This is a genomic window from Chitinivibrio alkaliphilus ACht1 (assembly GCF_000474745.1).
Taxonomy (GTDB): domain Bacteria; phylum Fibrobacterota; class Chitinivibrionia; order Chitinivibrionales; family Chitinivibrionaceae; genus Chitinivibrio; species Chitinivibrio alkaliphilus.
The window spans coordinates 50,991-72,304 of sequence record NZ_ASJR01000014.1 but is presented as its reverse complement, the minus strand read 5'-3'; the positions used below and the strand labels follow the sequence as shown (position 1 = coordinate 72,304).

General features: G+C 44.7%; 18 protein-coding genes and 1 pseudogene. 3 read left to right on the top strand and 16 right to left on the bottom strand.

From position 1 onward, the window contains the following. Positions 1 to 269: 269 nt before the first annotated feature. The 12 genes from CALK_RS08105 to wecB all read right to left on the bottom strand — a co-directional run bounded on the left by CALK_RS08105 (position 270) and on the right by wecB (position 14,262). A complete protein-coding gene (locus CALK_RS08105; protein WP_022637194.1) occupies positions 270 to 1,028 on the bottom strand; it encodes a WecB/TagA/CpsF family glycosyltransferase in 759 nt (252 codons plus the stop codon). Next, positions 1,025 to 2,182 (bottom strand): glycoside hydrolase family protein, encoded by a 1,158-nt coding sequence (locus tag CALK_RS08100; RefSeq protein WP_022637193.1) that lies wholly within the window; start codon positions 2,180 to 2,182, stop codon positions 1,025 to 1,027. Before CALK_RS08100 ends, CALK_RS08105 begins: the two co-directional genes overlap by 4 nt. Continuing rightward, positions 2,179 to 3,267 (bottom strand): polysaccharide deacetylase family protein, encoded by a 1,089-nt coding sequence (locus CALK_RS12255; protein ID WP_022637192.1) that lies wholly within the window; start codon positions 3,265 to 3,267, stop codon positions 2,179 to 2,181. The genes CALK_RS08100 and CALK_RS12255 overlap by 4 nt, the downstream gene beginning before the upstream one ends. Before the next feature lie 12 nt (positions 3,268 to 3,279). Continuing rightward, positions 3,280 to 4,242 (bottom strand): ATP-grasp enzyme, encoded by a 963-nt coding sequence (locus tag CALK_RS08090; RefSeq protein ID WP_022637191.1) that lies wholly within the window; start codon positions 4,240 to 4,242, stop codon positions 3,280 to 3,282. A 133-nt stretch (positions 4,243 to 4,375) separates the two neighbouring features. Next, positions 4,376 to 5,737 carry a phenylacetate--CoA ligase family protein gene (locus tag CALK_RS08085; RefSeq protein WP_022637190.1) on the bottom strand — a complete coding sequence of 454 codons (1,362 nt, stop codon included), beginning with the start codon at positions 5,735 to 5,737 and terminating at the stop codon, positions 4,376 to 4,378. After that, entirely contained in the window at positions 5,727 to 6,800 is a 1,074-nt protein-coding gene (locus CALK_RS08080; RefSeq protein ID WP_022637189.1) for a glycosyltransferase family 4 protein, read from the bottom strand. Before CALK_RS08080 ends, CALK_RS08085 begins: the two co-directional genes overlap by 11 nt. Continuing rightward, positions 6,797 to 7,792 carry a BUD32 family EKC/KEOPS complex subunit gene (locus tag CALK_RS08075; RefSeq protein ID WP_162146720.1) on the bottom strand — a complete coding sequence of 332 codons (996 nt, stop codon included), beginning with the start codon at positions 7,790 to 7,792 and terminating at the stop codon, positions 6,797 to 6,799. The genes CALK_RS08080 and CALK_RS08075 overlap by 4 nt, the downstream gene beginning before the upstream one ends. Positions 7,793 to 7,828: 36 nt before the next feature. After that, complete coding sequence (locus CALK_RS08070; RefSeq protein WP_022637187.1) at positions 7,829 to 8,887, bottom strand: glycosyltransferase; 1,059 nt, start codon at positions 8,885 to 8,887, stop codon at positions 7,829 to 7,831. Next, positions 8,853 to 10,181, bottom strand: coding sequence for a hypothetical protein (locus CALK_RS08065; protein ID WP_022637186.1), 1,329 nt, complete (start codon positions 10,179 to 10,181; stop codon positions 8,853 to 8,855). Before CALK_RS08065 ends, CALK_RS08070 begins: the two co-directional genes overlap by 35 nt. Further along, on the bottom strand, positions 10,178 to 11,644 hold the full coding sequence (locus tag CALK_RS08060) for an oligosaccharide flippase family protein (RefSeq protein ID WP_022637185.1): 1,467 nt from the start codon (positions 11,642 to 11,644) through the stop codon (positions 10,178 to 10,180). Before CALK_RS08060 ends, CALK_RS08065 begins: the two co-directional genes overlap by 4 nt. A 32-nt stretch (positions 11,645 to 11,676) precedes the next feature. Continuing rightward, positions 11,677 to 12,951: a UDP-N-acetyl-D-mannosamine dehydrogenase gene (gene wecC, locus CALK_RS08055; RefSeq protein WP_022637184.1), complete on the bottom strand. Its 1,275-nt coding sequence runs from the start codon at positions 12,949 to 12,951 to the stop codon at positions 11,677 to 11,679. 156 nt (positions 12,952 to 13,107) lie between these two features. Continuing rightward, positions 13,108 to 14,262: a non-hydrolyzing UDP-N-acetylglucosamine 2-epimerase gene (gene wecB, locus CALK_RS08050; protein ID WP_022637183.1), complete on the bottom strand. Its 1,155-nt coding sequence runs from the start codon at positions 14,260 to 14,262 to the stop codon at positions 13,108 to 13,110. A 217-nt stretch (positions 14,263 to 14,479) separates the two neighbouring features. Between wecB and CALK_RS08045 the strand changes: the two genes are divergently transcribed. Both CALK_RS08045 and CALK_RS08040 read left to right on the top strand, forming a co-directional pair. Next, positions 14,480 to 15,241 (top strand): hypothetical protein, encoded by a 762-nt coding sequence (locus tag CALK_RS08045; RefSeq protein WP_022637182.1) that lies wholly within the window; start codon positions 14,480 to 14,482, stop codon positions 15,239 to 15,241. A 10-nt stretch (positions 15,242 to 15,251) separates the two neighbouring features. After that, a pseudogene (locus CALK_RS08040) lies at positions 15,252 to 15,706 on the top strand (arsenate reductase/protein-tyrosine-phosphatase family protein). Here the strand turns inward: CALK_RS08040 and CALK_RS08035 are convergent. Together CALK_RS08035 and CALK_RS08030 are read right to left on the bottom strand one after the other, a co-directional pair. Next, positions 15,688 to 17,553 carry a GumC family protein gene (locus CALK_RS08035; protein ID WP_022637180.1) on the bottom strand — a complete coding sequence of 622 codons (1,866 nt, stop codon included), beginning with the start codon at positions 17,551 to 17,553 and terminating at the stop codon, positions 15,688 to 15,690. The pseudogene CALK_RS08040 and the gene CALK_RS08035 overlap by 19 nt on opposite strands. Before the next feature lie 17 nt (positions 17,554 to 17,570). Next, positions 17,571 to 18,800, bottom strand: a complete 1,230-nt coding sequence (locus tag CALK_RS08030; RefSeq protein WP_022637179.1) for an SLBB domain-containing protein — start codon at positions 18,798 to 18,800, stop codon at positions 17,571 to 17,573. 169 nt (positions 18,801 to 18,969) lie between these two features. Between CALK_RS08030 and CALK_RS08025 the strand changes: the two genes are divergently transcribed. After that, complete coding sequence (locus tag CALK_RS08025; RefSeq protein ID WP_022637178.1) at positions 18,970 to 20,334, top strand: exopolysaccharide biosynthesis polyprenyl glycosylphosphotransferase; 1,365 nt, start codon at positions 18,970 to 18,972, stop codon at positions 20,332 to 20,334. Here the strand turns inward: CALK_RS08025 and CALK_RS08020 are convergent. Then, a complete protein-coding gene (locus tag CALK_RS08020; protein ID WP_034637415.1) occupies positions 20,331 to 20,711 on the bottom strand; it encodes a hypothetical protein in 381 nt (126 codons plus the stop codon). The genes CALK_RS08025 and CALK_RS08020 overlap by 4 nt on opposite strands. Next, a complete protein-coding gene (locus CALK_RS08015) occupies positions 20,698 to 21,111 on the bottom strand; it encodes a DUF2493 domain-containing protein (protein WP_022637176.1) in 414 nt (137 codons plus the stop codon). Before CALK_RS08015 ends, CALK_RS08020 begins: the two co-directional genes overlap by 14 nt. Between the last annotated feature and the right edge of the window lie 203 nt (positions 21,112 to 21,314).

The following is a 21,314-nucleotide window of genomic DNA, read 5'->3' as shown; positions in this document are numbered from 1 at the left end:
TCAAAAACATTCAGCGAATGGATGGAAGACGCCGGATCAAATGGAACAGATATATTTTAGTGGAAAACCAGAATGTATGGCTTAACTCTCTATATACTTTTTTCGGGCAGGTCCACTCCCCACGGGAGGTTTAAAACATGAACAAAGTAGCCCCCGTAGGAGTGCTTTGAGCGGGCGTGAATACCCCGGGGTTCTCCGCGTGACGGAAGTACCCATGCCTTGTAAAGCGCGCATCCTTCTCCACGCCAAAACACCCCCTTCAAGGAACATTATGCACCGTGGGTACTTCTCCCCCCAAAGAGCTTTCTCTTCAGCACCAGCAAAATAAACAATGTATTGGTCACGGCGTAGCGTTTCCACATGCGGCGGGGCTCCTGGTAGATGCGGTAGAGCCATTCCAGACCATTTTTCTGCATCCAGCGCGGCGCACGCTGTGTCTTTCCCGCCACGATATCAAAGCTGCCCCCCACCCCCATGGTAAAGGGAATATTCATATCTACCGTGTGGGTATCAATAAAAATCTCCTTTTTGGGGCTTGTGATACCTAAAAAAAGCATATCCGGCTGTGCCTGTGCAATATCCGCAGCTATTTCCGCCTCCTCATCCTGAGAGAAATAGCCGTTGCGGCTGCCCGCAATATCCAGAGCAGGGTAGTTTTTTTTGAATCGGGCAATCATGGCATCCAGCACTTCCTGACGGGCACCCAAAAAATAGGGCCGGTAGCCTTTTTGTGCGCACAGGCCCACCAGGGTCTGAAACAGATCACATCCCGCCACCCGTTCGGGGACAGTATGACCAAGAAACCGCAGGGCCCACACCACGGCCTGCCCGTCGATATTGACAATGTCGGAATTGTTTATGGCCCGGCGAAGCTCCTCATTTTTCTGTGCATAGACAATCTTTGCAGAGTTGACCACGATATGCTGCAGGGCGCGGTCTTTGGAGATCACCGCCTCTTCGATAGCTGTCATGGTTTCTGCCACGGTCGGTGTGTGGATGGTGAGACCGAATTCCTGTACTGCGTTCATTTCTGCTCCTTTTTTTGTGCCCGAAGATACTCCGTGAGCCCGTGAAAAGCCCAGGACTGCGTCCAGCGCATATATGATATCTTATTGACATTCCCCGGATTGATTCGGAAGTAATACCACCCCTTCCCACTGTATAGATTACTATTCATCCAGCGAAGGATTCTCTCTGAAAGTTCGCTATACCTGTCACCCTCACCGCTAAAGAAAACCACCGCCTGTGCTGGTGCATGAATATCAATAGGATAGGTTTTGTTGTGATAGTACTTCGGCGTGCCATCCTCCAGAAAGAAGTTTTCTGCGTAGTAGGTAACACCCTTTTCATAGGCTTCTCGATACTCCTCACAAAAACCCTCACGGAAAAACCACCGTATCGCTTCCAGATTAAATCCCGTATGAAACGAATCGATCCATTTTTCCGAAAAGGTATCCGCATAATACCATGATCCATCTTCTCTCTGATGCTTCATGGAGTAGGAGAGCGCAGAAAGAGCCGCCTCTTTTACCTCCTCCTCCCTGCAATGCTTGTAGAGTCGTATAAGAAGAGATGCACCAAGCATATTGGCGTTGTGCACCACTCCTGTATCAACGGGAGTATAGGAGAAGCAGAAGCTCTCATCATCAAGTTTAGTGCGATGTAGATCGTTAAGGAGAAATTTCCGTATGCTCAAAGCAAGATTGAGATATTTCTCCTCTTTGAACACCTCATAGGCATCGAGCAGGGCATGGCCGATAAAGGAGCTGTTTACAATTGTCGGGGTACCTTCGGGACGAAAAAAGGTTCGAGATTGCCAGTCGAAATTATACCCCCAGCAGGCACCGGAATATCCCTTTGATTGAAGAGCTTCAAGCCGTGTAAAGAGGTACTCTACCTCTTTTTTATACTCCTCTTTGGGGTCAACTGCATAGAGTTTTGTGTAGCCTCCGAGGAAAAGACCAATCCCTTTTGGATTCTCTCCTTTTTTTATGCCCAGTAGAGGGCGGATATTGAAGGGGAAACGGCGAACACATTGCGTTGCTACTATTCGGAGGTATTTGTTTTTCAGTGTCACCAATTGAATAAAGGGGCTGTTGAGACCGTCGTAAGGGTCGTAGCCGGCGTATTTGTGGGATTTACAGTATGTGGCGAGGTCTTTGGTTATTTGGGTAATTGTCATTTATTGAGTATCTCCTTTTGAATGTTAGAAAAGGTAGAAAATCGAACATCCGGATGTTTTGCAATTTTGTGGAGAAAGCGAGAAAGTTGGCGGTCGTTCCAAAAGTCTTTGTTGTGACCTATAAGCACAATAGGTACTATATCACTATTTTTATTATTATTTACAATATTAAGAACGGTTCTGTACATCTCACCTGCTGAAAGTTTACAAAAATCAAGGTTGTGCGGATGAGGAGAAAAGAGTTTTTGTAAAACCGTAGAGCTAGAAGGTGTACTTGCTTTTCTGTTTATGCTTCGATGAGGGTCAGATTTTTCAATTTTTCTTCTTTTTAAAGTTGCCATTAATTTTTGTGGAAGAAAATTAAGGAAATAGGGTTTCATCTCTGAAAAAACCGGCAATTCCAGAATACCCTCACCTGCATTCCCTTGTTCTGTAAGAGAATCTTCTTTTGACCACCAATAGCCATAATTTTTATACGCATCAGTATAGTCCAACTTCCATGGCGAGTCAATTTTTAAACCTTTAACAACAGAGCTATCTAAAAGAATACCCAGCTGTTTCATTGCTGCTATAACCTCTTTTTCTGGTTGTACGTAGTAACCACCAGCGCGAAAAGAGGAACATGTATAGTCGTGCTTTATTGGTTTTAATAGATTTTCAAGCGTATCCTTACCCTTTTTCAATGCACCTAATATTGAGAATTCATCATCAATATCACCTAATCCATGAGGTAAATCGGCAATACGGTATTGTTCCATATTAAGATGCCATAATCCATTAGTGTACTTTGCACCAATCCATTGAGGATGAAGATGAAGTTGAACATCATGACCATGTGATATGGCATACCGTAATTGCTCTTCAATAAGTCTCGATGGTGAATAGGAAAGATGAGAAAGAAGCCCTTCCTCTTCTGCTTTTTTGAATGCCCAATATTCTGCTACTTCGCACATAATTGTGAGTTTAGCACCGTGCTTATTACATATTGAAAGCAGTCTGCTTGTAGGCTCTATCTTTATTTTCTTAGTGTCACCAGCACCGTTTCCGAATAGCTCATAGTCAAGAGATAGTATGAGGTGTATCATGTAAATCGCTCCTTATTTTGTACACTTTTCCAGCAGGGGACTTATAAAGGGAAGAGGGTCAGTTATTGAGAAGACATCAACAGTTTTAGGTTTAATAAAAGAGAAAAGTTGAGATACTTTTTTAGGTAGAGACTCGGTACTCTTCAAAACCGCTCTGAGATCACGGAGAATATTAAACCATTCTAAATTGTTGTTTACCTTTAATGGCTCACCATGTAAAATATGATTAATCATATTGGGATATTTCCCTATTAAAGCACTTGACCAACCACAGGTTCTAGGATTTACTTCAAGAAGGTATGCTGTCTTCATATCGTTTGTAAGCTTAAATTCAACCTCCGCAAATCCAGTGTATGAACCACCTCCAATCAGTTGCTCTGCACTTTTTGCAAGATCCTTAGACAAGAAGCCTTTATATTCCTTTAGATATGATGTTATGCCCTGTGGATATTGTCTTAGCTGTTGCACTAAGAGCCCAAGCCGTGGTATGCCATTATCAAAATAACCGAGATATGAGATATTGCAATGCTGAGAGGAATCTATAAATTGTTGCACAAGAAGATGATTTAAATCCCCTTGATTAAAGCTTGATGTTAAATTCTTTAATTCAGTAACTGATTTAACCACAGAGGTTTTAAAGTTATTTTTGTTAATTAAGTGAATTTCAGAATTCCATTTTACTATGCATGGATATGGAAGGTCATCGATTTTTTCAATCGCTTCTGTCATAGAATAGGATGAAAGGGTATTAATTCCGACAGTCCTAGCTTTTCTATAGGTCTCATATTTATTGGAAAAAACCCGAACCTCATCAACGGGATTAGGCATTACATTCAAAAGTGTGTAAAGCTCAGGAAAATTATGGATTATAAAGTTGAGTTCGGGCCCACTTGTAATTATACAGGGAACGGCGCCGTGTGATTCTGAGAGATCTTTAAGTATATCTTTTAAGCTCGCTTCTGAATCAGCATGCATCTTTTTACCATAACGACTATACCAACCTGCATTTTTTTTGTGGTAACAATAATTGTTTTATAACCAGCCTTTGAGTAAAGTCGGTTTATGAAAAGACCTTGTGGAGCTGTTCCAATGATAATTATATTATTATTCATATAATGTTACTTTCAGAATGAATAATTAAAGGAGTCTTACCATTTTTTGTCTTCATAATTTTATCAACCTTAATAAAATTCAATAGTATACCTTTACCACCAATATTATCAAGGCTCATACGAATTGATGTTAGATCTTTTTCGCAGTCACCATAAATATTTTCATACAAAACATTATAAGATCCTTGTTTCACCTCATGAAATTGAATGCCACTAATATTCACAACATTTTTAAAAACTTGATTAATTGCAAATATTTTTTTACCATTACGATCGACCAAGAAATCAGAATACCTACCATCAATTTTTTCTACTAATCTTGGCCAAGAATTTGTACCTGACTTAATAGTAACAAAATCATTTGTGTTATAGCGAATTAAAGGGAAAGCAAAATTATGCAGCCCTGTAGAAATAAGTGAGTAAAGATTTTCCTCCACAGGTATAAACTCAGAGTAGCCGAATTCTTCTTCAACTTGGAGTTGATGATTTTTATTTGTTATTATTTCTGCGACTTGCTCCGTCTGGCCATAAAGTTGTAGGCAGGGAGCCGAAAAAACTCTCGTAATAATATCTTCCTGATGACCTAACAAAACTTCGGAGCTTGTCCAAATTGCATTTGGTTTATATTTTAGTTTTAGTCCCAAATGCTCCATGTAGGCTGCCATTACAGTCAATATAGATGGATAGCCTGTCAAATAAATTGGTTTATACTTATTAAGTACTTCACAGTAATGCGAAATTGTATCTATTGATATATGATGTGCACTTAAAAAAAGCTGCTTTCCTGGGTAATTTACTGCATAAAATGGTCCATTTTTTACACTTTGGTTTATGAAATCTCTCCCAAATATTTGAGCAAACCATTGATTTCTTTCAATACCAAATCTAGATCGAGCTCTCCAACCAATCCCCTTAGTAATATGATCAGCTCCCAAGCTAATGGGTAGCGACAAACCCCGTCCTGTTGTTCCACCAGTTTTCGTCCAACGAACTTTCATCTGTTTAATAGTTTCATTTATGAAGAGTTCAGGGGAATCTTTTACAGTTTTCTGCTCTAAGATAGGGAACAACGTAATATCATCCAATGAGTTAAAATCATGTAAAGAAAAACCGACTTCCAATGCCCATTTTCGATAATAGGGCACATGCGTAATAGCTTCTTTAATTATTTCCCGAGCATGTCTAAATTGATACTCTCGTATTTGATCCTGTGACCACTTTTCATGGGAAAGCAGTTCTTTATACACACGATCATATTCTTTATTGTATCGAGTGCCATTGAGATACACACCATAGAGAGAAAATGCAAGAGTCGCACATTGTGGGGGTAGTTTTTTTAGAATTTTATCAATCGACATTCTTTCCTCCTGTTACAAAATCTTGACACCATCCTAAAAAAATAGTTGACCATCTATTTGTATCAAAAAGTGAGCCGCGATTTTTAGCTGCGTGTGTCATTGATCTCCAAGTGGACACATTTTCATACATAAACATCATTGATTCGGCCAATGCTTTGGGATCCTTTACCGGGACAGTGACCGAACATGTTGCATCTGTAACTTCTCCAACCGCCCCCCAATCAGAAATAATAGCAGGAAGTCCAATACTTAGCGCCTCTATAAGAGCACCAGGATATCCTTCTCCATGCCAAAATGTAGGAAAAACAAAGCAGTCATACTTTGCTATTGTTTCATGAACTTTGTCTGAAGGTAGTGATCCACCATATTTCATGTGCGGTGTCTTATTGATAAATTCCTCTGTAATTACATTGTCACAGATAGAACCATATAAAGTGACATGTATCGGACTCTCCTCTGGTAGCAGGGAGAGAGCTTCAGATAGTACAGCAAGCCCCTTTTCTTCACGAATTTGACCAACATAGACAAATTCAGAGCATTGATCACGCAGATTCTCTCTGCTGATAGACGGAATTATCCTATTATTAGGAAACCATTGTGCATTAGTGATGCCATTACTCATTGCACTCTCTATCAAGGTCTTTGTTTCTGCACAGTAAAGATTAACCGAGCGAGCGACAAAATGTGAAAGAGCTCGTTTTAATGACGAGTATGAGTAAAAGTTTGTACCGCCAAATTTACGGAGTATTATCGGTTTCCCCATTACTTTCGACCATAGTAGAGCGGGGATGGCAAAAGTAATTATCTTTGTCGTGGGTAAGTGCAGGGTGATTACATCTGCTTTATGTATAAAAAATGGAAGAAAAACAAGATATTTGATTAGCGTATAAATATTATCAAAAGGCTTTAAGAATGAAATTCCCTTTCGTTTTGATTTCTGCATAATATCATAGGTTATGAGAGAGCATTCAGATGAATCCTTTAGATAGTCAGCCAACGCTTTGACTAAGATTGTGACACCACCTTCCGGTGGTGGAAAATCTGCAATCATGAGTATTTTCATTTAGTATTCTCCACTTTTTTTATGGTAACGTTCAGTACAAAAGGTTTGAACCAATCACTCATATATGATTTGATACATTTAACATTTTTATAGACAGCAAAGGAATCTCTGTCACCGATACACCCAAGTGAATGCATCAATATAAAAAACCAAATAAAGTCAGTTATTCTTTCATTATTATCTGCATAATCTGTGAAATAGCCCCTGAGAAAACTTTTACACCAACCTTCTGTTTTATTCCGAGAAATTACCGGGGCAAAACGGCTCATGCTCATGGTGTTTATATAAAAGGATGTGATATCATTCCATATTGGAGCATATGTATCAAAAAGCGGATGCTGTGTCGCATCCCAGTCAATGATGTAGAACCTGTTTTTCCCTTTTAAAATATTCCGCAGAGTAAAGTCATTATGATTTTGTACTTTGGAAAAATTCGCCTGTTTATATTTCTCACGAAAAGCCTGGATACTCGTGCGTACTACCGCTTTTTCCTGAGCAGTAAAGTTTTCGGTGAATTCCAAAGCCGTAAGAGCATATGAAGCTAATTGCTGTATCCCAACAGTTTCAGCAGTTTTATTCTTATCATGAAATGTGCGAAGCCATACACCTAATTCTTCAAAGAAAGACCCCTCTTTACTATTTCCTACAAAGGGAAAACAGGCATTTTTTAACACCCCGTATTTTGCCGGTGTTCCCCTTAGATATTCCATGTAAAGAGTATTAGTGGTTTTGTCATAGGCATAGAAGCGTGGCATTGATTTTTGTGCAGTTGTGCCCGCCATGTTTTCATACAGAGAAGTATAGGCAGAGTATGTCTCATACTGATCCCCGCCGGTTTTGAGGAAAACCTCTTTTTTTCTCACCTTAGTATCTTTTTTGTAAATGATAGTAAGACTGGATACTTCACGCACAGTACTTTGAAATGCTTTTTTCTGAATACCCTTGTAATCAACTTTCAGAAATTCTTCATCTGGTGCAAGAAATAATTTCATATTATTTTTTATATACTCTTGCGGTGAATGCATATTCTATTCCCCTATCTCTGCATATCTCTTGCTTGTTTCTTCAATATTAAATAAAGTTGAAACACGCTCATAGGCACGTTCAACCGTTTCTTGGATGTTTCCATTGTTATAATTTTCTATACATAGCGCAATAGCATCTGCACAAGCATCTACATTATCCGTTTCAAATACAAACCCATATTTCCCGCCATCTACAACTTCCATTGGCCCTTCAATATTTGAAACAGCAACAGGAACTTTTGCGGCCATAGCCTCGGCAATGGTAAGTCCAAAACCTTCAATTCTTGATGGTTGAACATAAAGATCATACCCATTCAGTTTTGAATAGATCTGGGATTTTTTAACTCCACCGTGACAGGTTACTTTCTCACTAATATTCAATTCATGAGCTAATGACTGTAGCGCATCTAAATCTTTACCATCACCGAAGAAATCGACAGTTACCTCTTGATGAGACGATTTTTTAATACATTGAGCAACGGCTTTTAAGAGAATGTCCTGCCCCTTAATGGAAAAATCGACTCTTCCAACCTGAACAATCTTAAATGTTTTTTCTGGTGCATTACGTACATTTCTACACGGAATAGAACCAACAGCAATCCCATTGTAGATAACGGTTGAATCGATACCAGTTCGTCCAATGAGTTCATTACGAACTGCATTCGAAATTGAAAAACAGCTATCAACTCTTAAAACATCTCTCCCAGGTGCAATTCCTGTTGTGTGAAAGGTAAACTGTATCGTTTTAATAAATCTCTTAGTAAAATGAGGAAACAGTTTTAAGCTCATTCGATTATGGAGGTGAAGTATATCTGGACGCAGTTTAAAAAGCCTGAGCCATAGACCAAACACAAAAAAAGGAATTTTAGTAGGAGGTTTTTCTTTTAAGCATATTAAATTCACCTTGTCAGAAAGTTGAGATAAAACCATTTGATTAATTGAATCATGAATTATTATCAGATAAACCTGAGCATACTCTACTTGGCAGTTGCAAATATCAACCACCATATTTTCTGTTCCTCCCGTATTAAGAGAGAAGAGGAGATGGACTATTTTCTTCATCGATATTCCTCGTGTTATGCAAGTATGATATCATAATAAAAGGTACTATATAATAGCTTGCCCGGGCCATTTCCGGATAAGCAAGGCTTGTGATAAATGTAGAGGCGCAGTACACAAAGCCGATCTTTCCAAAATGGCGTGTACGGTGTTTCCAGAAAAACCGTATCATGGTTATATTTAAAAGTATCACGAAAACAACCCCCAGCATACCAAAACGGATAAGAATAAGTGACCAGGCGATATCCCCTGTATCCAGCTGGATAACATTATTTCGTTCATCAAGAAGCCCCACCGTAAAGATCTGATCCGTCATGCTTTGCTCATGAATAAAGCCGAGGCCAAAGAGAAAAAGACGGGGGGACGTGGAAAGATACTGAAACCGTTCAATAAAGTGTATGGTGCGAAAGGTCATATTCCCCCGTCCACGCAAGGCTTCAATATCGCCGTCATAGGCCATGATATACTCTATTTCATCAAAACCGGTAGCAAGGCGGTTTCGTAAGGGGGGAAAGGAAAGAAGTCCTGCTGCAATAATAAGGAAAACCAGAAAGAGTTTTATTTTTTGGGCAGTGGGAAGAAAAAGCATTCCATACAGAAAAACACCAAGGGTAATAGTGCCATAGAGAGAACGGGACAGGGTTATGGAAAGAGTCACAAGAACCCATGTGACACCAGCAATTTTCTTGTTTGGTGAGAGGGATGGGTGAAAGGCAAAATACCAGAGAGCCACCGGCCAGTAGGTGGGAAAATTTATATACCGTAAAAAGCCCGATCCAAACTCATTAATCCGCGTTATCCCTTGAGATATTTCATAACCGACGACGGGCTGCATAAAAAAGAAAAAGAGCTGAATCATGGTAAGAAGCACCACCTTTTCTATACACCACCGCTGCTCCTGCGGCGATAAAATCGGTATGAGAAACAGGACGGACAGGATAATCCACTGCCGCATCATACGATAGGTATCAGACAGGGAGGGGGCATCAAATAATTGATCAATGAAGATCAATACAACAAGATAGCCAACAAACAACTTCCACAATCCAAGAATAGGGGGACTTGCACTACGACGTGCAACTCCCATTTTATACCAGAAGAGAGATTGTATGGTCAGACACAAGATAAATCCGATGGCAAGATCTGTTGACCGAAAGGATACTCCGGCAAAAGAGTAACCATGACCAAGAAATCCCATTCCCCCCGTTGCATAAAACAGGAAAAACAGAACGGCTTCTTTGCGTTTGTTTTGCAAAAGCAGGGCAATAGAAACAAAAAACAACCCGAGCGGTATCATGCTTTTTTCCCCTGTATAAGCATACGCATATCCTTATGTGCTCCCGCAACAACTAAAATAAGAGCTGTTGTGCCAATACCCCCGTACAGTGTAAGAAAATAGTCTCCGAAGGAGCCTCTATACAAATGTACCAGGAGAATATACAGTATTCCGAGAAAAAGATATACCAGTTTTGTTTTAAGAGAAATAAGAGAGAAAAGGGGTATATGGTGTATTCTGTGAAACACCACTGTTAAGAGATTAAAGGAGATAAACAGGGCAATGCTGGTACCAGCAACAACCCCAACACCGTCAAAAAAAACACCGCCGACGCTCCCCAAAAAAGTCACAAGGGCGAGGGTAATACCATTAGTGATCTGAATCCATTTCAGCTCCCCCAACCCAAACATACAGAGCCGGGCGGGAAACTTTATAATTTCGCTGCCGTAAGTGATACTCAACACAACAACAAGGGCGGAAAAGATGATGCTCATTTCCCCAAGCCAGACAAGTGAAATAAAGGGAGCCGCAAAACCAAACAAAAGCATTGCCGGATATACCGCAGAAAGTATCACACGAAAAACCATGGTGTATACCGTATACATTTTATCAGGATCGGTCTCTTTTAACGCAGCAATAGTGGGAAAAAGAGACTGCAGCGCCACAGCAACCAAACGGGAAAATTTATGCACTAATTTTTGTGCCATTTCATAATACCCCACCAGACCCAGCCCACCGTAATGGTTTATCAGTGCCCGCAAAAGGGGATTAACAAGGGATGCCATAAGCCCCGCCACCTTAAAATGAAGACTATACCCCAAGATTTCACGAAGGTATTTTGCCTTAAATACCCGGGGAATATAGGGCATCTCTTTAAAAAATGTGGGAATAACAAAAACAGCACCAATGAGTATAATCAGGTGTTCAATAATTTTAGCATACACCACACCGATAATCCCAAAACGAAATATGAATACTATGGAGAGAATAAAGTGAATTGTTTCACCTACCATACTCACAATATTACGCCGGTAAATCTGATTAAACCCGTCATAGACAGATACATAGGAGTTGTAAATCATTTGTAGTATGAAGGCGATGGCGCCCAAATTCAATAGTTCTAAAAGAAGCGTCGTGTCACTGTCCACAAGCTGAAGCAGTAAGAGACGAACGATGGGATATCCAATGAGTAAGGCCATACAGCTAAGGCCAAACATCATCATAATTGAAGTCTGCACCAGCTCCGAACACTCTGTATATTTTTTTCGGGCTGCATACTGTGCCACAAACTTTACAATACCACCGGGAATCCCCAGTGATGCATAATCAAGAAATGAGAGAAAGGCATAGGTGAGAGACCAAAGCCCCAGCTCTTCCACCCCCAGTTCTCTGTAAATTATACGGTACAGAATGAACAGGAAGGCCATTTTCAGAAGCATCTGTGTTACGGAAAAGAAGGAATTTTTCAAGATAAGTTTTCGCATTATCTACACCATTGTAACAGACTAAACAACATCTACTTCCTCACCCCGCAAAAATCAAGAACACGGGTTCCCTCAGGGATATTGAGGTTCCCAAATTCCCGATGCGCCACCAAAAACACCACAATATCAGCCTTTTCCACAGCAGTTGTGTAAGAGCAAAGTCCATTTTTCTCCTGCTCTTCCAAGTTAGGCTCCACAGAAAGCAGATGGAATGATTCTTCCTCCAAAGCTTCACGTACCCGCAGAGCAGGAGACTCACGCAGATCGTCAATATCGGGCTTAAATGCAAGCCCCATACAAGCCACTGTAGGCGCTTTACCACTCTCAGCTTGAAACTTATAGGCCGCAGCCTTCACCTTCTCAATACACCACTCTGTTTTATAGTCGTTTGTACGACGAGCCTGCGCAATAAGCTTGGTATGCGCCGGATCCTTATCCACAATAAACCAAGGGTCAACTGCAAGGCAGTGGCCACCAACACCAGTTCCGGGATTGAGAATATTCACACGGGGGTGCCGGTTTGCAAGGGAGATCAGCTCCCAAACATCAATGCCGTGAGTATCGCAGGTCATGGATAGTTCGTTGGCAAAGGCAATCTGCCCGTCCCGGCTGGCGTTTTCCGTCAGCTTGCTCATTTCCGCCGTGCGGCAGTCGGTCTCCAATACCTCTCCCACCACAAAGGAGCGGTAAAAGGCGGATACCATTTTTGTGGAGTAATCGTTTATTCCGCCCACAATGCGGTCATTTTCCACCAGTTCGTACATGATTTTTCCCGGAAGCACCCGCTCAGGGCAGTAGGCAATGGCGATTTTTTCCGTATCAACCCCGTTTTCACGCAGGGTCTTCTCCACAAGCTCCGTTGTCCCCACGGGGGAGGTGGATTCCAGTATGACCATATTACCGTCATTGAGTACGGGAACAATCTGCCGTGCGGCGGACTCCACATAGGATAGATCAGGCTCGGGTATATCCGTATCGTTTCTTTTAAAGGGCGTGGGCACACAGAGCATAAACACATCCGATGCCTTGGGCACCGTATCAGCGCGCAGACGCTTTGACTCCACCGCCGCATGGACAAACATATCAAGATCCGGTTCTACAATGTGGATCTTTCCGGAATTAATTGTCTCAATGGCTTCACGGTTGACATCCACCCCGTGAACGGTGTAGCCCCGATTGGCCAGAAGGGCCGCCGTGGGAAGTCCGATATAGCCTAAGCCAACCACACACACTTTCTCCACTGCAAGGGGGGCCGTGAATGCGTCGCTGTGATCTGCATGAAATTCTCTCAGAGTATTTAGAACCATGTGATGCTCCTTCGTATGTTTTGATATCTCGTTGTATGTTCTTAATAAGGAGCGGTTCATACACTCCCTCTTGTTTCCTCATCCCCGCGGCTCCACAGCAGTAACAGAGCCCTACCCGTCTCCGCCCTGTTTTGAACAAAGACGGGTGGTTCCGTGCTACTCCGTAGCCGGCGGTGTGGTACGATCTGGGGAGAGGAGCTCCTTTTTTACAATCCGTACAATCTGTGAACTTGTGGTTCCATCTCCATAGGGGTTTACCGCATTGGCCATTTTTGTGTAGGCCTCTGTACTGTCCAGAAGCGCACAGGCTTCTCGGAGAATAACCTCCTTCGATGTCCCCACAAGTTTTGCCGTGCCGGCCTCAACCCCTTCCTGTCGTTCCGTTACATCGCGCATAACGAGAACAGGTTTGCCCAAGGTGGGGGCTTCCTCTTGAATACCGCCGGAATCGGTGAGTACCATGAAAGATCGATTCATGAGCCAAATCAGCGAGGGATAGTCAAGGGGATCAATGAGAATAACATTGGAAAGCCCGGATAATACCTCCTGCACCACGGTTCGCACATTAGGGTTGAGATGCACCGGATATACCAACTGAACATCCGCATAGGTTTGGGCTATCTCTTTCATGGCAGAACACATTTGCTCAAAGGCACCACCGAAGGATTCCCGGCGATGCCCCGTAACGAGAATAACCCGTTTTGAGAAATCAACGCCCATCTCGGCAAAGGCCTGTTCATAGGGAGATTCACCCCGCTCTGAGATAATATTGAGCCCTAAGAGCAAGGCATCGGTGACCGTATTTCCCACCTGCCACACCTTCTGAGAAATACCCTCGGCGGCAAGATTTTCTACGGCCCGGGCCGTAGGAGCAAAGTGGTAGTCTGCAATATGGCCGGTCACCTTTCGGTTTATCTCTTCGGGAAAGGGGGAGAAACGATTTCCCGAACGAAGCCCTGCTTCCAGATGTGCCACGGGAATCTGTTTGTAAAACCCCGCAAGGGAGCCCGCCATAACCGTAGTGGTATCTCCCTGAACCCAGAGTAATTCCGGCTTGAAGGAGTCGATAATGGGTTCCAGCCCCGTAAGGACATCGGCCGTGAGTGAGAAGAGGGTCTGATTCGGCTTCATAAGATTGAGATCATATTCGGGGGTAATCTCAAAAAAGGACAAGACCTGATCGAGCATTTCACGATGCTGACCGGTAACACAAACCCGTACCTCAAAGGCGGGTTCTTCCTGAAACGCACGCACCAAGGGAGCCATCTTTATGGCTTCCGGACGGGTTCCGTACACAAAAAGAACTCTCATGAGAACAACCTTGTTATGTGAAGCGGGAGAAACACTCCCTATTTTCCTGTGAGCGCCATAATATACGTTTTTTGCACCGGTGAAACAGAATTTTTTATGAATTTATTGTGGAGATTCACTCATCGGGAGTACATGAAATAACAGGAGATAGGCCATCACGCATCTTTTCGTTGCGAAGGAGAGTACAAATGGTATGATATGATAAAAAGGAGCGCCCGTGAAGCTGTTTGCCCTTGTTCTTGCTGTGATGTGTCTACTCCATATCTCTGTTTCTGCTAAGAATATCCGTTCCTATGCGGCACTCTCCTATTCTACGGTGCATCCCGGCGGGGGTCGTCTTTCAACCGTGACCAGTCTGCAGGGAGGCTTTGTGCTTCGTGATCGCCACACCATGGCCATTACGGGACGCTACAGCCTTGTTCCCGATGATACGGAAACCCGCCGTAATTCCTTCACCGGTGAAGAGACCCATCATATGGATCTCCAAATCTTCGGCACAGCCTTCTTTACCTACCTCTATGGACGAGATCTGCGCTCATGGCTCCACGTTTCCGGTGGAATCAGCCTGGGGTACCAGCTAACCGAACGAGACCGACAGGGGGATACCTCGGGGATCTACACCTACCATGACGGAACGGATGAACATGAGGGGCTGCTCCACCTCTTCTACTCTGCAGAGGGAAAACACCACAGCTTTGGTGGCCCCGTGGTACGTATTCACGGCGGAAGCAGAAAATTCCGTCTGGGCCTGGAGTATCGGCATAATCTGGGTATTCAAAAAAATTACGGAGCATATCGAATCTACGGTGCAGAAGGGGTGGACCATTCCGTGGAAAGGATATATTTTGAAGAGCCTCCGCGAAAGCACCGGGTGCAAATAGGCCGTAAAGCGGGGTATGCTCCCCCTCGGGGAAGCTCTCTGAAAGAGGGTTTTTCAACCCTGCCACAATGGACGGTCTATCTACTCTTTTTTCTCTAGGGGAACTCAAATGCAGTACATATTTATTTGTACAGGAAATCTCTGTCGAAGTGCCTTTGCAGAAGCCTATTGTCACCACCACTACCCGCACATCCCGGTAACATCCATGGGCACGGCGGGGTTACAAGACAAAAAAGCCCGCCCGAAGCTCACGAGGCAGCACAACGGTTTGGAGCACCCCTTGCAACACATCGATCACGCCCCATCTCCGCCGAAATTCTTGCCACGGCAGAATGGATCTTCTGTATGGAACGGCAGCATACAGAGCATATCCATCTCTACTATCCTAGGGTACACGAACGAACCGTTCTCTTACGCGGCTTTGGGCGCACAAGCCTCCGACGAGAGATTCAAGACCCCTATGGAAAATCTCCCCGAGTGTATAGACGGGTGTTTTCCTCTATTGCCCGGGAGATAGATAGAACCATCCCCCGCCTCTTTCATGCTCATGACTCCTGCGTGTAGCTGCTATAATAGCCATTCCGTTTTCCCCGCTCCGCCTTATTTACCATAAAGCCGAGAATCGAAAGGTTCTTCCCATCTAAGACAGCAGACATCTGCTTCAGCATACGAACAGAGGAGTGTTCCGAATCCACCACCAGCACAATGCCGTTCATGGAGGGGGCAAGGGAAAGGGTTTCGGCAACCATGGTCACCGGGGGAGTGTCAAAGAGCACCATGTCATACTCTGCTCGCAAGCGGTCCATAAGATCGTTCATATGACTATTTGCCAGGAGTACTGAGGGATTTGGCGGTGTGGTACCCGAGGGAATAATATGCAGGTGTTCTACATCATGGGTATAGACAATATCCTCCACGGAGGCATCTCCCACCAGATAATCCGTAAGCCCTTTTTCAAAGGTGCGTCCCAGAATTGTATGAAAGGCGGGACGACGGAGATCGAGATTTACGACAACACATTTTTTTCCCAGCTCGGCATAGGTAACACCAAGATTAATGGTGGTTGTCGTCTTTCCTTCTCCCGGTTGCGAGCTTGTCACCATGAGCATATTGTGTTCATCGGAGAGAACCCCGGAAAATTTGAGATTTGTCTGCACCAAACGAATTGACTCAGCGGCAAAGGCCTGGTCACTGCTGCAGGAGTACAGCGGTGTATGTTTTTTCATATACGGCACGGCACCGAGAAAGTCATAGGGCAGAAGCTCCCGGATCTCCTCAAGGGAACGGGGCGTATCATCGAGGTATTCACGAATTAGAGCAAGTCCGAAGCCAACCATAAGCCCGCCGAGAACGGCAAGAACCACCAGTTTCTTTTTATTTGGCTCAACGGGGAAATCCGGTGCAATGGCTGGTTCAACCACCTTTACCGTCGAAATATTAGCGGCTTCCTGAATACGGAAGTCTTCATACTGGCTTAAGAGCTGGACGTAGTGATTCTTCTGAATCTCCCGATCACGCAGGAGGTTTGCATACTTAATTTCCTGTGCAGGAAGACTGGAGAGCTCCCGCCGTCGCGCGGCAATTTTTGCCTCAAGACTTCCCTTCTGGGCTTCAATGCTTGCAATCTCCGTGTTCACCCGCTCCAGGGCCGAGCGCCAGTGCGAAAAGAGAGAACTGTTACGGGCACCGGGTTGTTCCAGTTTTTCCTGAAGATCACGTCGCTCTGCCCGAGCACCAATACGTTTGCTTTCCAAACGCATTAAATCGGTTTCTAGCTGGGCAATACCACCAATGCGCAACTGGGTTTCCTGATCAGGGCTAATAGAACCGATATCTCCCTTGTATGCAACTAAGGCTGCTTCTGTAGAATCGAGAATCATCTTTTGTGTATGCAATTGTTCCTCAATAAACTCCTTTGCCGCCCGGGCACGCTGACGATTCATCTCTCCATTTACCCGAATATACGCATCGGCCAAGGTATTGATAAGTACCGCTGCCACCTCTGGTTCAGGGTGACGACAGGATAAGCGAATCACATTTGTGTTGGGCTGAACCGAAAAGGAGAACCGCGATCGAAGCGCCCGAGCAGTAAGGGCCTGCCCAGAATCGTCAACTAAGTGCAGCTTTTCAATTACTTCATCCAGAAGAGGACGGGTCTGCATTATTTCAATCTGTGTCATAAGGGGGTCTGAACGAGAGCCGATGGCAGAGAGCATGAGGTCTCTGGACCGAGCAGAGCCTCCAAGACCAATCTCTGCGGGGGCATCCGTAATTAAGACCTTCCCCGCTGCCTCATATACGGGAGTGGCATAGTAAATATAGGTAAGGCCCACGGCCGTACAGAGAATTGTTGAGAGAATGAGAATCATTCGCCGACGCACAATGAGATGCCAATATTCATGAAGTTCCATAGGTATCCCCCTTCTGCCTAGTTTGATACGTTGTAGACAAAGGTGCCTACCGTAATGAGTGAGGTGAGAATAGTTGCACTGGTACGAACAATTTCCAGAACAAATCGGGTCCGTCCTTCTCGGTCAAATTCGGGCACAACCACCATGGTACCTGCTCGCAGGGCATCTTCCGTAAGAATACGATGATGGTCTCCATAGGTCTCTACCACATACACCCCATTCGGGTCTGCATTCTGGCGAAATCCTCCGGCAAGTTCTACATAATGATCAACACTCTTTCCGTCGGTGTAGGGGTATGCCCCGGGACGCTTTACGCTCCCACTTAGATAAACCTTCTTTTCACGGCGTGGTATGTACAGCAGATCTCCATCTTCAAGAGGCACATGGCCATACTCTCGTAAGGGAATAATTGCATAATCCCCGGAATGCATGGCGTTGGACATACTATATGTTACTTCCCGGCGAAGATTCTCCATACCCGCCAGGAGCGACTCCTTGGGCAGAGATTTTATTTTTTCCCGTCGCAACACCCAGGCACGGCTGGTATCCCCGAGAGAAGCGGCACCACCACCCCGAGCAAGAAGCTCCCGCGCCGTGGTTTCTCCATGGGTTATGGCATATACCCCGGGGCGCAACACTTCTCCTCCCAATTCAACTCGGTGTACCTCTGTTCGTTCCATATGAGGAAAAACCGTAATCCCGTCAAGATTCTGAAGGGCCACATCCCCCAACTCAGCAAGAGATAACTCCCGCGGGGGATCTCCCACCCGCTCAAAGAGTACGGTGGTGGTGTCTGCCGTAGGGTTGAGCGTATACAGTTCGAGCAGCTCCCGTGCGGTTTCACCGGACCGAACCGGCACATCTCCCACAAGACCTCCCTGAATATCTCCTGAGATATACACCCGCTCTGTGGCAAAACCGATGCGAATACTCTGCCCCCCCTCTACGTAGGGATTATGGGCAAGATCTCCCGTATTTATGTAGCGTAAGAGATCAACCTGTTCCATACGCCCTTCCGAGTCTACCACAGATACGGCTCTGCAATCAACCAGTTCCAGGGGAGGTAATTCTCCGCCACCGGCCATTTTAATAACATCAATAATACGCTGATTTGGTGCCACCCGATACGTACCGGGAGTCACCAGGGCTCCGCTTACCTCAACTGCAACCTCCTCAGCGAGAGATCGGTCGGTATAGGCAAAGAGGGAAGTAAGACTCAAAAGGACAATCAAAAAAGAATGTTTCACGGTACAACTCCTACCCATGTGAATATATGCCGCGTAAAATATGTTTTTCTCATAAAAAAGGGCTCTTTTTTTATCTCTTCTGTGGATACATATACTATTTTCTTCATCTTGCTGCGACGCACATAACCGTAGCAAAAACATCACCATAAGCAATGTTGAGGAGTATCCAGTGAAAACAATTCTGCATGCATACCGCTATGCATATAAAAGTGCCGACATACTATTGCTCGGTTTTACGTTCTTTTTTTCTATCTATTTCCGATTTGGGGCATGCTCTTTCACCACGGCGGAGAAACTCTTTTTAGCCTACTCCCTCCTCGTGTGGATTGCCGTAACAACCCACCTGCGATATTACGCTCCGTCCTTTCAACCGGGGCTCCGCTTTCGTCTCTCAAAAACCATAAAGCTCCTTATTCTTTTTTGGCTACTTCTCTGGTCGGGCGCATTTCTTGTGAAGGATATCCCCTACTCGCGCCTCCAAATCAGCCTCTTTGCCCTTCTGCAAGCAACCCTTTCTTTTCTCGTCCGGGGAGGAATAAACGGAATACTGCGTCGTATCACCCGCACAAGTCATCGCGGTATCAACGTTGTCGTCGTGGGTGCAGGCCCTCTGGGAGAAAAAATTGCCGAGGAACTCTCCCTCTACCCCCAACTTGGCAGAACCTGTATAGGCTTTATCGACCATGAACGGAGCGGCTCCCATATCTTAGGTAACTTTACCAACGCCGAAACGATTTTTACAGAACACTGCATCGATGAGATTATCATAGCCACCCCCCTCAAATACAAGGACGCCGTACGAAACCTCATTACCGCTGCGGAGGATACGGGAATTCGTGTTCATTTCACCACGGACTTTTCACGCTGGTACGACATTCCCGTGCAAGTCAATTACATTGGAACCATGCCCCTGCTCACCCTGCGTGACCTCCCCCTGGACAGCCTGCATAATCAATGTATGAAACGAGGTATGGATATTTTCGGGGCCCTTCTGGGAATGATCCTACTCTCACCGCTCCTCATCGTTCTTTCCATAAGCATCAAGGCAACCTCTTCCGGGCCCATCCTGTTTACCCAAACACGAACGGGCTATAAAAACAGGGACTTTGCCTGTTATAAATTTCGTTCCATGCGGCAAAAAAACAGCCCCGGCGATGAAAGCGACGAAGAACGGGAACAACGAAAAACCGCCCTCGGCTTACTGATGCGCAAAACAAATCTGGATGAACTGCCCCAATTATTAAATGTGCTCAAGGGTGATATGAGCCTTGTGGGGCCGCGCCCCCACATGCTGGCAGATACGGATAATTTCCGAAGTCAGGTATCTGACTACATGCGGCGACACTTTATAAAACCGGGTATCACCGGATGGGCTCAGGTAAATGGCTATCGGGGACATGTAAAAACCCATTCACACATTCATAAACGGGTTGAGTTCGATCTCTATTATTTGGAAAACTGGTCACTTTTCATGGATATAAAAATAATTCTAAAGACCCTCTTTTCAAAACAGTCCCGTCTCAATGCCTACTAAGGCGTTCTTACCCGCCCACGAAACAGCACACCCCGTACACGGGGGGCGTTTTCAGTGCAAAACACCGCGGAAAGCTGACTCTGTACGGAGGAGTGCTGCTGTACCGTATCTATGAGTCTGGTATACTCCTCTAGGGTTGCCGCAGAAGATACTTCCACCACGGTAAACACTCCCCAGGGTCCCCCATGGAGATCAGCCGGGGCAAGAGTATTCATGTCAAGGCACACAATATCTGTATGAAACTGCAAAAAAGCTGAAAAATCATCTTCGGAAACAGCGACAATCGGCTCAAACCCGGAAAAGAGATCTTTCAGTGCCTCGGGGCAACAGGGCTCTCCCGGCGTACATCGCGACATAATTCTTTCATACATACTCATTACATCCTCTTTCTTTTGAGTGCTCATAAGATTCTTTCGGTATGGGCTCCGGAAGCACCTTCCCGCCAACGCGTACAATGAAGATCTTTTTTCCCTGTCCCTGCGCATAGGTGATACTGTGTTTGGTGCCACGGGAGTTACCATCCCAAAAGGCGATTACCTGATCAGCATAGTTGATAATATCACAGTTTCGCCGAATACCCGCAGCCCTTCCATACCGCCTCCAGTCGGGAAGAAACCGTTTGAGGGGAATATTTTTGCACGCAGCATACTGCTCTGCCAGAGTGTCTGCCCCCCGTGCTCCCCCTGAAACAATCTCGGAAATAGCATAGGTACTCAGATGTTTTGCCATAATTTCGTACGTAGAAAAGGATCGGCTTCCAATCACTGCCACTTTCATCTCTGCCCTTGTACATTAAACCATACTCACCGTAATATACACCTTTCATGTGACATATGATGACAAGTTTTCTCCGGTACGGCATGTTTCCGTCACTCTCCGTAGGAGGCATGCACAACCTGATAGTCAAGAAAACCTTCAAAAAACCAGGAGAGATTCTTACCATGCCTGCATTTTTTCATGGCATGGTAACATCAAGTATG

Excerpts from the sequence above, each read along its gene's own strand:
- CALK_RS08105 (WP_022637194.1), bottom strand. The coding sequence starts at position 1,028 with ATGAACGCAGTACAGGAATTCGGTCTCACCATCCACACACCGACCGTG.
- CALK_RS08100 (WP_022637193.1), bottom strand. The coding sequence starts at position 2,182 with ATGACAATTACCCAAATAACCAAAGACCTCGCCACATACTGTAAATCC.
- CALK_RS12255 (WP_022637192.1), bottom strand. The coding sequence starts at position 3,267 with ATGATACACCTCATACTATCTCTTGACTATGAGCTATTCGGAAACGGT.
- CALK_RS08090 (WP_022637191.1), bottom strand. The coding sequence starts at position 4,242 with ATGCATGCTGATTCAGAAGCGAGCTTAAAAGATATACTTAAAGATCTC.
- CALK_RS08085 (WP_022637190.1), bottom strand. The coding sequence starts at position 5,737 with ATGTCGATTGATAAAATTCTAAAAAAACTACCCCCACAATGTGCGACT.
- CALK_RS08080 (WP_022637189.1), bottom strand. The coding sequence starts at position 6,800 with ATGAAAATACTCATGATTGCAGATTTTCCACCACCGGAAGGTGGTGTC.
- CALK_RS08075 (WP_162146720.1), bottom strand. The coding sequence starts at position 7,792 with ATGAAATTATTTCTTGCACCAGATGAAGAATTTCTGAAAGTTGATTAC.
- CALK_RS08070 (WP_022637187.1), bottom strand. The coding sequence starts at position 8,887 with ATGAAGAAAATAGTCCATCTCCTCTTCTCTCTTAATACGGGAGGAACA.
- CALK_RS08065 (WP_022637186.1), bottom strand. The coding sequence starts at position 10,181 with ATGATACCGCTCGGGTTGTTTTTTGTTTCTATTGCCCTGCTTTTGCAA.
- CALK_RS08060 (WP_022637185.1), bottom strand. The coding sequence starts at position 11,644 with ATGCGAAAACTTATCTTGAAAAATTCCTTCTTTTCCGTAACACAGATG.
- wecC (WP_022637184.1), bottom strand. The coding sequence starts at position 12,951 with ATGGTTCTAAATACTCTGAGAGAATTTCATGCAGATCACAGCGACGCA.
- wecB (WP_022637183.1), bottom strand. The coding sequence starts at position 14,262 with ATGAGAGTTCTTTTTGTGTACGGAACCCGTCCGGAAGCCATAAAGATG.
- CALK_RS08035 (WP_022637180.1), bottom strand. The coding sequence starts at position 17,553 with ATGGAACTTCATGAATATTGGCATCTCATTGTGCGTCGGCGAATGATT.
- CALK_RS08020 (WP_034637415.1), bottom strand. The coding sequence starts at position 20,711 with ATGAGTATGTATGAAAGAATTATGTCGCGATGTACGCCGGGAGAGCCC.
- CALK_RS08015 (WP_022637176.1), bottom strand. The coding sequence starts at position 21,111 with ATGAAAGTGGCAGTGATTGGAAGCCGATCCTTTTCTACGTACGAAATT.